Here is a 13,267-nt window from a genome sequence, read left to right on the forward strand (position 1 = left end):
TCTCCCCCTTGGCTTTTAGCCTTTGATTGAGCCTAACATGACACCTTTGGCAAAATGCTTTTGCAAAAACGGATACACGAGCAAAATCGGAATGGTACCTACCACGATGACGGCCATTTTAATGGACTGTTCCGGTGGCTGTACGAAATTGGGATCCATATTGGCCATATCCCCAACGCTTGCCTGCGAGAGCAGCACAATCTGCCTCAGCATCACCTGCAGCGGCCATTTGTCACTGTCGGAAATGTACAGGAGTGCCGAGAAGAAGTTATTCCAATGCCCTACGGCATAAAATAACGCAAACGTGGCAATCACCGGTTTGGATAAGGGCAGGACAATTCGCCAGAGTACCCCGAGATCCGAGCAACCGTCGATACGGGCCGCTTCCTCCAGCCCGGGCGGCATTTGCTGAAAAAAGTTTTTGACAACAATTAAATTAAATGCGCTGATTGCGCCAGGAAGCATAAGGGCCCAGTAAGAATCGAGCAATCCTAGTCCACGGATGACGAGATACGTCGGGATCATTCCTCCGCCGAACAGCATGGAGAAGATCACCATATTCATCATGACGTTGCGTCCCCAGAAGTCGCTTCTGGATAGCGGATAAGCCATCGTCAGCGTGAAGAACAGATTGACCAGCGTCCCTGCTACCGTTACAAATACGGAGACGCCAATGCTGCGGAAAATGGTGGACGAAGAAAAAATATATTCATACGCGCTGAAGGAGAAGACTTTCGGAATGAGAAAGAAGCTGCGTTCCGTAATCTCGGCTTCAGTCGCGAACGAATTCCCTATAATATACAGGAAAGGAAGGACAGTCAGTATGCCCAGGATACCCAGCATGACGTAGTTGAAAATATCAAATACTTTGCCGGCAGGGCTGTTGTAGAGACGGCTGTTCATGGGCTTTCCTCCTTATGAATTCATGCAGAATGCCTGCTTAATAAATCCCTGGATGACCAAATCTTTTGGCAAGTTTATTGCTGCCGAGCACCAGGATGATACCCACCACCGATTTGAATAATCCTACTGCGGTACTGTAGCTGAATGCCCCTTGTGTGATCCCTACCGTATAGACATAGGTATCAAATACATCGGCCACATCGCGATTAAGCGAATTGGTCATCAGATAAATCTGTTCAAATCCCGTATCCAAAAAGTTCCCCAGTCTAAGGATTAGCAAAATGACAATGGTTGTGCGAATCGCCGGCAGCGTAATGTGCCACATGCGTCGCAATCGTCCCGCACCATCCACAATGGAGGCCTCATACTGCTCGGTGTCCACGCCTGCGAGTGCGGCCAGGAAGATGATTGTTCCCCAGCCCATCTCCTTCCACATCATTTGAATAATAATAAGTGGACGGAACGAACCCGGACTGGATAATACATCAATTGGCTTTCCAGTTATCCAGGCAATCAGGTCGTACAGTACCCCGCCTTGAGGGGTCAGGAAGACGTAAGTGATACTGGCAATAATCACCATGGACACGAAATGGGGTACATACACCAGCGTTTGAATCGTTCTCTTGAAGAAAGCTATCCTGATTTCATTTAATAAAAGGGCGATAATGATCGGTGCCGGGAAAAAGAATATGAGATCATATATGGCAAGGACCAGCGTGTTACGCAGTAACCGGAAAAAGTCCGGATTGGAGAAAAAGGTCGTAAAGTTCTCCATGCCCACCCATTCACTGTTCTTGATACCGAGAAAAGGCTGATAGTCCTGAAAAGCAATGACGATTCCCCACATGGGCAAATATTTAAAGATAACAAAGTACAGAAATCCGGGAAGCACAAGCACGTACAGCCATTTGTTGCGCTTGATCTGCCTCTTCCAGTTGGACTCTCGCTTCATCGGCATGGTGGCCATTTCCGCCTGGGCTGCCGCTGCGGCATTTCCATTCCATTCGGTCTTTCCGTTCATAATCTCTCCCCTCCCTTATTTATGTAAGCGTTATCAATTGAACTTGTAATTCAGACTATACAGAGCCCCATTTTCCGGCAACCTTCATTTTTTGCTCATGTACTGGGAGAGGCCACAAAGCCCGCTATGACGCCACTTTTGCTTCAATTTGGACATTTTGCATAATACCCCATTGCACATTTTTGCAGCCTTATCCTTCTTTGTTTTCATCCTCCTTCATAACAAGAAAAACCGGAATCCGATGAGTCGGATCCCGGTGAGACAGCAAGGTGGTACACAGATCATTTACCAAACCACTGATCCCGATACTGGCTTGGCGTTACCCCCTCCTGTTTTTTGAAGATGCGATTAAAATAGCTATGCTGATAACCAACAGCAGCTGCGATGTCATTAATTTTCATTGTTGTCTCACGCAGCAGCTGTTTGGCCGCCTCCATTCGGACCTTTGTCAAATAATCAATAAAGTTCATGCCCGATACTTGCTTGAAGGCTTTGCTGAGCGCATAAGGTGTCATCTGTTCTGCATCTGCGCAGCCTTCCAGTGAAATTTCGTTACGATAATGCTCATCCATATACTGCATCGTCCGTTCCACCACCTGTTTGAGCGGTTCCTGCGATCGAATCTCGATTTCCTGTATATAGGGTACCAGCACCTTACTCATCATCCAATGCTTCATCTGTTCAGGTTCGCGGATTGCAGACAATCGCTCGTACATATTGCTGCCTCCGAACAGCTTATAAGGTGTTACCCCCGTCTGCAGCATCATATGCTGAACACTTCCGAGCAGCTGCAGCATCATCTGCTGCACCTGAAACTCGGTACTGCCCGCCCGGGCGATTTCGCCCATAAACTGTTCCAGCACCCGATCCGCTTCCTCCTGCTTGCCGAGCCTGATCGCCTGAATCATCTCACGTTCCAAGCCCAGCGGATAAGCTGCTTCTTCTGCTCTGCGGAAACACTGTTCATCTTCCAGATCGAGTATCTGACTCCCTTCCTCTATGCTGCGATAAGCAACCGCCTGTTCCATCTCAACAAATATGCCGGGCAGCTCATGCAAGGAATCAGCGGAGTGACTAATCATGACCGTGACATTCATTTTTAGCGTCTTCCCGATAACCTCTACCAGCTCCTGACCCCAGAGCAATGCCTGCGGTTTGAGCTGTTCATCCTTCGGTGCTATGACAAGCATGGCTGAAGAGAGGTCATGAAAGTTCATCATACTGACTTGGTTAAAATAGTTTTTGGCCACCTCTTCAATGATGTTTACAGCTGCAAAGGTCACCAGGCCAGTATCCTGGCTTCCAAATCGTCCCTGCAGCCGGGCATAACCCGTGAAATACATTTGCAGCAGCAAAAATTGCTGGCCCTCCACTTCGAATCCGAGATTCTTCATTCGCTTCTGGAGGTCTTCCTCGTTGTAGGCATATAAGTGTCCTTGAACCAGCTGCAGTACAAAGCTGTCACGCAAATGCGGCAGCTGCTCCTGCAGTTGACGGTGTGCGGTAAGACTCCGGGAAGTCAGCTCATTCCATTGCTGTTCCAGCAGCTGGAATTCGTCCAGCTTCGGATTGGCCTGAGCCTCATGTTTGCCTGGTGTCAGTAGATGAAGCATTCTCGCCACAGGGGAGTAAATCCGCCGTGAAGCAAGCCAGGATAACATGAGCCCCAGCAGCAGGCTGCCTGCGCTCGCAATGACAATAATTTTGGATACCAGCTTCACCGGTGATGTCACAGATGTCAGCGGTGCAGCGGAGACATACGTCCATTCCGAATCAATTCGGCTTAAGGAGCCGTAGGATACGGAGTAGGTCTGATCTTCATATTTGAACAAGAAAGATGTGCTGTCAGCATGCTGTGCAACCTCTTCCTTAAGCTGCTGTTCAAAGGCTGAATTCTGCTGGCCCCCTCCCGGATTACCGGTGACCAGCGTATTGCCTTCCTGATCCATAAGAAAGGTTAGGCCTTCGTCATAGGGAGTAAGCGTTTTCAATAAACTGGCGACTTTCTCGTTGTCCAGGGTAATGATCAGTGCACCGAATGGATTATTATGCTCGCCCGGGATTTTATGTACCAGAACCAGCGCGTTGCCTGCATCGGTATGCAGCAGGCTGCTATTCATGGCAGCTGCTGGTTCAATGCTCGCGTTTGATACCCAGTCTGTCCAGTACACATGATTGCCCATGGCTAGGTAACGGTCATAGGCTTTTATTTTCGCATCATCTAATAATTCGTTATACTCCCGGTTAAACAGGATCGGCTTAGGTTCCTGCAAATACAGCTGTGCAGACTTAATCAGAGGATGTGACCCTTCCAGTACATATAATGTGGTGACGATCTCCTGCGTTTCATTAAAATAATAGACAAAGTCGAGGGTTCGCAGTGCATTGCCAAACCTTGGTTCAAAGGCCCAATGCGACAGGGTCATCTCCAGGTAGGCCAGCTGGTCGTCCACATTGCGTGCCCGATTCTCGATCTGGCTTTGATGCATGCGATTGAATTCATTTTCCATTCTGCCAACAACCAGCTGGTACATCACGATTCCTGTAATCAAACCGGGGATGCTGGCAATGAGCAAAATAATCATCAGGCTATTCCGGTAAAAACGTCCTTTATGGCGTCCAGGAGTAAATCGGGGCAAACGCACCCATCGACCTGGCGGCCTCTCTCTTTTAGTCGTTTCCATCATCATTCACCTGCCTGCTTGCATGTGGTCTCACTATCATGGGAACTTCCCCAACTCCCCTGCTGAGAAAATATGGATGAAATCCGTTTCCTGTATTATACTCACAATTTCCGGCGGAATGGAACGGTACACAGCCGATCATTTTTTAACCAATGTTTTATTAAGATGCCAAAATGGATTACAATAGGATAAAGCAAAACATGAAGGAGGCTTTTTTTAATGAAAGAACAGGCTTATTTTCAGGAGAATAGAGAAAAACATCTGGCAGAACTGAATGAATGGCTGTCCATTCCCAGTATTTCGGCCATTTCGGCGCATAAAGAGGATATTAACCGTGCTGCACAATGGGCGGCAGATGCACTGACACGTGCAGGCATGGAAAATGTAGAGGTTATTCAAACCGCTGGACATCCCATTGTTTATGCTGACCACCTGCATGCTCCTGGCAAACCAACAGCACTGATCTATGGACACTATGACGTACAACCTGTCGATCCGCTTAACCTGTGGGACACGCCTCCCTTCGAACCTACTGTTCGGGACGGAAAACTGTTCGCACGTGGGGCAACAGATGACAAAGGACAGATCTTCTTACATATTAAAGCAGTAGAAGCCCTGCTCGCTGAAAACAAGGAACTTCCGGTTAACGTGAAATTCTGTATCGAAGGCGAAGAGGAAATCTCCAGCCCGAACCTGCCGATTTACCTGAATGACAATACGGACAAGCTTCGTGCAGACATGGTATTGATCTCCGATACTTCCCTGCTCGAAAAAGGGAAACCGGCGATCTCCACAGGCCTGCGCGGTCTTTGCTCGCTCGAGGTGGATCTGAATACGGCCAACACCGACCTGCACTCCGGCTCCTTCGGTGGTGGCGTACCGAACGCACTTCATGCGCTCGTATCCCTGCTCGCTTCGCTGCATGATGAGCAAGGCCGCGTGAGCGTGGATGGTTTCTATGATGGCGTTCTCCCCCTCTCACCGGAAATGAGAGAAGAGTTCGTGAAGCAAGGCTTCAATGAAGAGCAGCTTCGCCAGGATCTTGGACTCGAGCAACTGTACGGTGAAGAAGGCTACTCGTTCGTGGAACGTGTTGGCGCACGTCCAACGCTGGAGCTGAACGGTGTATGGGGCGGCTTCCAGGGTGAAGGTACCAAAACCGTCATTCCAAAAGAGGCTCATGCCAAAATCACATGCCGCCTTGTTGCTGACCAAGACCCGCAACAGGTGCTGGATCGCATTGAAGCACACCTCCGTGCACACGTACAGCCAGGTGCCACGCTGCATGTGAAACAAATCGAGAAAGCCTTTGCGTTCAATACCGATCCGACCGATCCGATCCTGCAAAAAGCGGCTGACGCTTACGAGCAGGTGTATGGTGTTCGTGCCCTGTTTACCAAAGATGGCGGTTCCATCCCGATCGTTGAGAAGCTCTCCCGTGTACTCGGCGTACCTGCCGTGATGATGGGCTTTGGTTTGCCGGATGAGAACCTGCACGCACCGAATGAACACTTCAACCTGGAGAACTTTGATAAAGGGTTGTTGACGATCGTACAATTCTTGAAGAGCTTGTAAGTTGAAAAACTCGTTACACGAGGACACTACGCAGGGAGAACAAGCTTCCGATCGCTGTTATCCCCGGATTTCTTTGATTTCCTTTCTCAAAGGGAGAAATTCCGGTGATAAACGCGAACGCTCCACTTCTTCAGCCTTTTTCTCCCCGCTCCGTTAATCGTGTAAATAGTTACCCAACTTAAGTTATATAGAGGAATAACAAAATAAAAGCGATGGCCCTAACGGCTGTCGCTTTTATTTGGGTCGATTTCGTTCCCTTCACTATTTTTCAGCATTTCCCGTAACTTAATTTACGATCGAGGTTATCTTTACATGTGGATAGAGGTTAAGTGCAATCAAAAAGAGTGTCCCATTTGATTTATGACGGGACACTCTTTTTGTCGTTAGAATTAGTAGCGCTAGAATAGAAGTTAATGTTTAATCGGGCAGTAGACCATTTAACGAACTGAGCGAGCGTTATTAGGCTGATTCTATGAGATGGTTGGGTTAACGTATCAGAGACGTGTTATTCCATGCTGTGGACGTATCCCGAATAGGTAAACGTTGTATTAACGTGACTGGAGTTCGTTATCTTCGGCATTCTTTACGAATCCTTGCGATAAGGTGGTATGGATTCGTTAGGATTGTTGCAATACAAAAGAGAGACTCCCCTTGTGGAAGTCTCTCTTGGTTTACATCACTTATGTTCTAAATGTCGTAAATCTTAGCTTGTGCACCATCTGCGTCAGATGGGTAATCTCCTGCTGAACATTGGACGTATCCGTCCCCGCCATCGCCTGATTGGCCCGCAGTGTTCTACGGGTATTCAGCATGCCATCGATCAATTTCATGACTGTGTTTCGTCCACGATGATCGACAATCATATATTTTTTGCGTGCATCCAGCTCTACCCATACGATATTGCGGAATGAGTTAAACAGGTGTCTGCGGTACTGCTCCATATCGGCTTCATTGTAATGCTCACCATAAAAGGCATAATATCCGTGCACGTGCAGTTTTTCCGCCAGCTCTGTGAGGAATGGATCGAACTCGAGCATAGCGTTACGTTCCATGTTTCACGCCTCCGTTATGCGTGATCCGCAGATCCCGTCTTTTTTTGAGACTATTTTAACATATTACTCACCCGATTGCCTCTTCAGCGGAAAACCGTCATGCTTCCAATCTTAGTCCCTGATGATAAAGTTCTGTTCTTTTCCCTCACCAAACACCCTAACCGCAAATCAGTCTGCCTTTAACCCATACACCCTCAATACCCAATTCCTGGTTAAGCAAAACGATATCTGCCTGTTTCCCTGCAGCCAGGGAACCGGTGCGATGGTCGATTCCGAGCAGGCGTGCCGGGGTGAGACTAGCTGCGCGAGATGCAGCGCTCAGGCTCATGCCCACGTCTTGTACCAGATAGCGGAAGCCACGAATCATCGTTAGTGTGCTTCCAGCGAGGGCACCGCCATCCTTTAATCTGGCTACGCCCTCCTTCACGATCACGGGCAAGTCGCCGATTTTGTATTCCCCGTCTTCCAGCCCGGCAGCGGACATGGCATCTGTGATCAGCACGAGTTGATCGGCAGACTGCTTGAGCTGGGCCAGGATGGATATTGCCGCAGGGTGCACATGAATGCCATCAGCAATCACTTCAGCGCTGATTCTAGGATCACTCAGCACGGCTCCCGCGGCCCCGGGATTACGATGATGCAGCGGAGTCATTGCATTGTACGTATGTACCGCGTGATGCAGCCCGGCTTCAACTGCTCGCTCCACCTCTTCGTATGTCGCATCCGTGTGACCGAGCGCTGCTGTAATCCGCTGCTGACGCAGCCATGCAATGACTTCAAGTGCCCCTTCCCGTTCTGGTGCCAGCGTAACCTGGCGAATCAGGCCGGGATACTCTTTTTCCCATTCTGCGAGCCATGAAACATTGGGCAGTACGATATGCTCCGGATTTTGTGCACCAGGCCATTTTGGACTGAAAAACGGTCCTTCCAGATGCACACCCTCAAGCTGCGCGTATGGCATGGGCTTGGAACGATAACGGTCCACTTCAGCGAGCACCTGATCCAGTCTGCCCTTCGGAGCAGTCATGGACGTTGCAAGCATGGCGGTTGTACCCTGCGTGCTGTGAAATGAAGTAATCTTGTCCAACACTTCTTGGCTCGCATCCATGAAATCCTCTCCATAACCACCGTGGACATGGATATCAATGAACCCGGGGACGATAACGCCCCCATCGGGTATAGTCAAGACTACCGCTTGATCACGAATGGATGCCGGCAGACCTTCCAGTGACCCAGCATATATGATTTTCCCTTCCGTCCAGGCGAGCAGGCCATCCTGCGCCAGACCTTCAGGCAGTACCATTTTACCGCGAAGAAGATATATGGGGCTGCCGCTCTCTTTGTTGGATTGGACTATATCAGTTCCGTTCATTTTACCAACCTCCCGGCAGCACGATCCAGCAGTACAACCACATTCGGATGGCATTGCAGCAAGGACGCAGGACACTGGGTTGTGATCGGCCCCATGAAGGCCTCGCGAATGATTTCGGCCTTTTCCTCACCGCGGGCGATCAGCAAAATTTGTTTGGCTTTCAGAATCGTACCTACGCCCATCGTTATGGCCTGAGCAGGCACTTCATCAATACTTGCAAAAAAACGGGCATTGGCCTTGCGGGTCTCTTCTTTCAGATCCACCACATGCGTGCGTCCGGTCAGTTCATCCCCCGGTTCGTTAAAGCCAATGTGACCATTGTGTCCAATACCCAGCAGCTGAAGATCTACAGGTCCGCGATCATCCAGCCGCTGTTCATACATGGCACATTCCTGGTCCAAGTCGGTTGCTTGCCCGTTTGGTACATGCGTTTTCGCCAGATCGATATCAATATGATGAAAGAGCTGCTCATTCATGAAGCTCCGATAGCTCTCCTGATGCTCCACCGGAAGCCCGACGTATTCATCCAGATTGAAGGAAGAAGCCTGCGCGAAGCTTACCAGCCCCTTCTGGTACAAGTTAATGAGCTGTTTATAAATGCCCACCGGAGAACTTCCCGTTGCGAGTCCGAGCACAGCCCGTGGTTTCGTTTGCAGCAAGCTGGCAATCAGGCCAGCACCTGTAGCATTAAGATCTTCTTCATTTTCAAAAATACGAATGTTCATCTCACGCACCTCCATGTTGTTGAACTCGATAGGACTGCACATTGTGATACGATTGTTCCAGTTTGGGGATAAAGCGGTCGAAATCGGCACTCATCATGCCTGTGAACAAAATATCAATGACATGCAGCAGCGCAATCCGGGAAGCCATATCTCCCCGTCTCATGCCCTCTTCCAGTGAAGACGTAAATAGCGGAATATCGGATACTCCGGCAAGCTTGTTGTTACCGTAGGAAGTAAGTGAGATCGTTGCAGCTCCCGCCTGTTTGGCGCAATGCAGGGCATCGATGGTCTCAGGCGTTTCACCCGAGTAGGACACGGCCATGGCCACATCTCCTTCACTTAGCGAGGAAGCTGACGTAATCTGCATATGTGAATCCGAAAAGGCCGTACAGCTTTTGCCGATTCGCACGAGTTTCTGATAGAAATCCTGTGTCACGATGGATGAGGTCGCAACACCGTACAGGTCAATGCGACGGGCTTGGCATAATAGCTGAACCGCATGCTCCAATCTGCCCAAATCCAGCAGCCGGGTGGTATCCGCAATGGAGGCAAGGTGGTTGGCCTCTATGGCCTCCACAATTTTGGACAACGGATTGCCTGCCACGATATCCTGATAAGCCGTTTTGTCCGTTGAATGAGACAGCTCTGCAGCGAGCTTCATTTTGAAATCCGGGAAGCCCTTAAAGTGAAAGGACTTACAGAAACGGGTGACCGTTGCCGGACTGGTACCGCTTTGTTCAGCAAGATAATTAATCGTCCAGCCGGGGATATCCGACGGAGATTGCAAAATAACCTCTGCAATTCGCCGTTCCTGTGATGGAAGTCCATCCAGCTCTTGCTGTAAGGCATGTATGATGGCTGCCATGAGCATACTCCTCTGAAAATAATTTTTATATTTTTATGATAAATAAAGAAAATAATTTTTATAACTTCATTTTAATCAAGCTCCATCTGCAAATCAAGGGAATTTACTCCATGTTCAAAATGAAAGTTTAGAACGACGCTTCTTGAAGCAGACAAGTCATAAGGCTTATAGTAAGAGATGAATGCAGTCTATGGATCAACGAAGGAGCTCCCCCAAGTGAATCAACGACAACAACAAAAGATCATCCCTTCCTCCTGGGTTATTGCTGTCAAGCAAAGCGGTGGTCGGGACTATTATGCCCTGTATGCAATCGACTGGAAACGTGGCGGAAGAATGAGCTGGGAAGGCTGGGACCGCCTGGAGGATTTGTTGCAGTTTCATATTCCAGTCAGGCGAAAAGCAGGAAGTCGGAAGTCTGCTTCGCAACCAGCTGCCAAAATTGCCAAAAAGGCGCTCTATCTGCATCTGGATGAGGCCCGGTACGAGGCGTTGGAGCAGCTCTTTTATCAGCCTTTTTCGAAGAGATCATGGAGATTGTTTATTCGAGAAAACAGCCTTATGTAGGAGGATCATTTCTTTTCAGGTTATAACAAAAAAAGCCTCTCCCTAATCCGACTAAGAACAGGGAAAGACTTTGAAATGAACCCAAATATACTTCCATCCATTCCGTTAACTCATCTTATACATTGTGTGGCAAGGCTATCTTGTCTCAAATCAATAAACTACTCCAGACCGTCATACCGCTTCAAAAACTCACTGGCCAGGCTACTTTCTGTCATCAATACAACCGATTGATTTTCCAGTTCTTCAGCCTCATCATCATCGGTCATGGATATGAAGAACGTAATGTCTGCCTTGGAATGTCCGTAACGGGCAAAAAATTCATCAGGTGTTTCATTCACGACCTTGGCAATCAGTTGTATCATCTCATCCTTATAATTCTGAACATCTTCCGTTGCATACAACAATCGGCTGATATGGTTGAAATGCGTATCTCCTCCATACTGATATTCTGAGCAGCCCCATCGATAGTAGATTTCATCCTGTTCACTGTCACACAGGCCTTCTTCTTTCATCCTGGCAATATGCCTCGCAAGCGATTCCTCCGTATTTGCTGCCATAAACAGGGTGATCCAGTCACTGTCTGTTCCAAACACGCAAGCATATACTTTTTCATGCTGCATCTCTTGCAGCGTTTGCTCCAGATCGGGAAGAAAGCCGGCTCTAAACTTTTCCTCAAATTCCTTTAAGAAGTGATCCATTTTTCTTTCCTCTCATTTCGTATGTAATCATGATCTATAAGCTTATTATGGTTGATTTTAACAATGGGGGCAACCGCTATCACTCGATTTTGACTTGTCACTTTATGATTGGCCACCCGTCTAAAAAAGCAAAAAAGCCTTGCCCCATTCTTCATCATTGGAGAATAGAGAAAGGCTTTCATGCTGCTTCAACTTCCTAACTGTTATTCGCGTCAGATCTTCAGTTCTCCGAGCTTAATCAGCTCTACAACTGCTTGCGAACGACCCTTAACATTGAGTTTCTGCATCACATTCGAAATATGGTTACGCACCGTTTTCTCGCTGATGAATAACTGCCCTGCGATGTCACGCGTCGTTTTGTCCTGAACCAGCAATTCGAATACTTCGCGTTCACGGTGGGTCAACAAAAATTTGCTTTTATGATCGATACCCTTCAATGTTCACCCCTCCTTGCTCGGGTTGTGTTGGTGTAACAAGGTTAAGGGGATACAGTCAACTCATCTTATGTCAGGTCAAGGGCGATGGTTCAGTTTTATGAAAAAAATGGGCTGCCATTTGTTGATCCTTCGTAATGGAAGATACACACCGTTATGTAGTTCTGCTTTTTCTTAGATGTTGCGATATAAAATATGCCTTTGCCACTGATGTTCCCATCCGCGCAAAGGCATATTTGTTTAGCTGTTGTTACCGATGATTAGGATTCATAATGCCATCATTGTTGTTATTGTTACGGTTCATCATGCCATCGCCGAGGATTCCATCACGACGCTGATCCATGGCATTAGTCGGGAAGATACGCTCAACCATGGACTGGAACGTGTCGATCATGCCGCTAACCGGTTTGCCGTTACGAATATCGTCGGCATATGTCTGCACATGATCAACGAAATCCGGGTTTGCCGATACATAGACATTCTCTACATTCGGTGCAAATTGCTTGATTTTTGCCGCAACTTTGCCTTTGATCTCTTCAGACGTGTTGTCATCCGAGCTGTCCTGACGTTGTCCTACGCCTTGTCCTTCACTTTGCATTCCATAATGGCCATCACTCATCGTACGTTCTCTGCCCGTGTTCGTGAGTCCGCGCATCATGCCGAAGGTTCCGGTACCCATCGTTCCGTAAATGCTGCGGTCATTCCCCATATGGCTGCGGTCTGTAGCCGAACCGGTGTTCAATCCTGGCGCAATACCACTGGTCGTGTACGGTGACATCGTTCCGTCGCCCGCATGAACGCGCATACCACCCATATCCTGATTCATGCTCTCCGTTCGCATGGTTCCACTCGCACGATTCCGCAAAGTACCGTTCATCGTGCTGTTATGGTTCCCGTTACGATTTGATTGACTATCCATCTTGCCGGCATGACCGTCTGTTAAACGGACAGCAACATAAGCGTTACGGTCGGTTAACAGTACATTGGCCGACTTGATCTCTTTCATTTCGGTAATGCGTTTTGCCAGTTCATCACTGGATTTCAGGTCAGTGACATTGTGCATGCGATAACTCTTGGCACGAATGCCATCCATTCCATTGGTCTCCACACCATAACGGTTCAGCCCGCGAACTTCCTGACCCGCATTATTGGTTTGCATATTGTTGTTATCCCGGCCATCACCACACCCTGTCAGTCCGGCCATTACAAAAATTGCAGTAGACAATGATAAGCTGATTGCTTTCGCCTTTTTGGCTGCTGGCATGTCTCATCCTCCAATGTGTATGGTTTTGGTCACAAGGATAGGATGCACTTCTGGTGTACCCGATATGCTGAAAGGATCTGGAACCTCTACCTGCACAAAATAAACGAAAA

At 48.3% G+C, this 13,267-nt stretch carries 12 protein-coding genes; 2 read left to right on the top strand and 10 right to left on the bottom strand.

Annotated elements, in window-relative coordinates; genetic code table 11:
- Window positions 1-15: 15 nt before the first annotated feature.
- From MHB82_RS24220 to MHB82_RS24230, 3 genes are all read right to left on the bottom strand, one after another.
- Complete coding sequence (locus MHB82_RS24220) at window positions 16-903, bottom strand: carbohydrate ABC transporter permease (RefSeq protein ID WP_095293262.1); 888 nt, start codon at window positions 901-903, stop codon at window positions 16-18.
- Between the two features lie 37 nt (window positions 904-940).
- On the bottom strand, window positions 941-1,870 hold the full coding sequence (locus MHB82_RS24225) for an ABC transporter permease (protein ID WP_164764292.1): 930 nt from the start codon (window positions 1,868-1,870) through the stop codon (window positions 941-943).
- A gap of 335 nt (window positions 1,871-2,205) precedes the next feature.
- Window positions 2,206-4,608, bottom strand: coding sequence for an AraC family transcriptional regulator (locus MHB82_RS24230; protein ID WP_341176055.1), 2,403 nt, complete (start codon window positions 4,606-4,608; stop codon window positions 2,206-2,208).
- A 219-nt stretch (window positions 4,609-4,827) separates the two neighbouring features.
- Here MHB82_RS24230 and MHB82_RS24235 point away from each other — a divergent pair, with 219 nt between their 5' ends.
- Window positions 4,828-6,183, top strand: coding sequence for a dipeptidase (locus MHB82_RS24235; protein ID WP_095361366.1), 1,356 nt, complete (start codon window positions 4,828-4,830; stop codon window positions 6,181-6,183).
- Between the two features lie 680 nt (window positions 6,184-6,863).
- Here MHB82_RS24235 and MHB82_RS24240 read toward each other — a convergent pair.
- The 4 genes from MHB82_RS24240 to MHB82_RS24255 form a co-directional block, all read right to left on the bottom strand.
- Window positions 6,864-7,235, bottom strand: coding sequence for a hypothetical protein (locus MHB82_RS24240; RefSeq protein WP_336782827.1), 372 nt, complete (start codon window positions 7,233-7,235; stop codon window positions 6,864-6,866).
- A gap of 157 nt (window positions 7,236-7,392) precedes the next feature.
- Window positions 7,393-8,607, bottom strand: coding sequence for an N-acetylglucosamine-6-phosphate deacetylase (gene nagA, locus MHB82_RS24245; protein WP_110756405.1), 1,215 nt, complete (start codon window positions 8,605-8,607; stop codon window positions 7,393-7,395).
- A complete protein-coding gene (gene nagB / locus MHB82_RS24250; RefSeq protein WP_341176056.1) occupies window positions 8,604-9,332 on the bottom strand; it encodes a glucosamine-6-phosphate deaminase in 729 nt (242 codons plus the stop codon). Before nagB ends, nagA begins: the two co-directional genes overlap by 4 nt.
- Window position 9,333: 1 nt before the next feature.
- Window positions 9,334-10,197, bottom strand: a complete 864-nt coding sequence (locus tag MHB82_RS24255; RefSeq protein ID WP_095361363.1) for a MurR/RpiR family transcriptional regulator — start codon at window positions 10,195-10,197, stop codon at window positions 9,334-9,336.
- A gap of 216 nt (window positions 10,198-10,413) precedes the next feature.
- On the opposite strand from MHB82_RS24255, the gene MHB82_RS24260 reads away from it, so the two are divergent.
- A complete protein-coding gene (locus MHB82_RS24260; RefSeq protein ID WP_110756409.1) occupies window positions 10,414-10,761 on the top strand; it encodes a hypothetical protein in 348 nt (115 codons plus the stop codon).
- A gap of 158 nt (window positions 10,762-10,919) precedes the next feature.
- Here the strand turns inward: MHB82_RS24260 and MHB82_RS24265 are convergent, their stop codons facing one another.
- The 3 genes from MHB82_RS24265 to MHB82_RS24275 all read right to left on the bottom strand — a co-directional run bounded on the left by MHB82_RS24265 (window position 10,920) and on the right by MHB82_RS24275 (window position 13,157).
- On the bottom strand, window positions 10,920-11,459 hold the full coding sequence (locus MHB82_RS24265; protein ID WP_341176057.1) for a DUF4303 domain-containing protein: 540 nt from the start codon (window positions 11,457-11,459) through the stop codon (window positions 10,920-10,922).
- Between the two features lie 212 nt (window positions 11,460-11,671).
- Window positions 11,672-11,896 (bottom strand): helix-turn-helix domain-containing protein, encoded by a 225-nt coding sequence (locus tag MHB82_RS24270; RefSeq protein ID WP_017692532.1) that lies wholly within the window; start codon window positions 11,894-11,896, stop codon window positions 11,672-11,674.
- Window positions 11,897-12,143: 247 nt separating this feature from the next.
- Window positions 12,144-13,157 (bottom strand): YhcN/YlaJ family sporulation lipoprotein, encoded by a 1,014-nt coding sequence (locus MHB82_RS24275; protein WP_095361360.1) that lies wholly within the window; start codon window positions 13,155-13,157, stop codon window positions 12,144-12,146.
- Window positions 13,158-13,267: the final 110 nt, after the last annotated feature.

It is taken from the genome of Paenibacillus sp. FSL K6-2862, from assembly GCF_038005125.1.
Classification (GTDB): domain Bacteria; phylum Bacillota; class Bacilli; order Paenibacillales; family Paenibacillaceae; genus Paenibacillus; species Paenibacillus illinoisensis_A.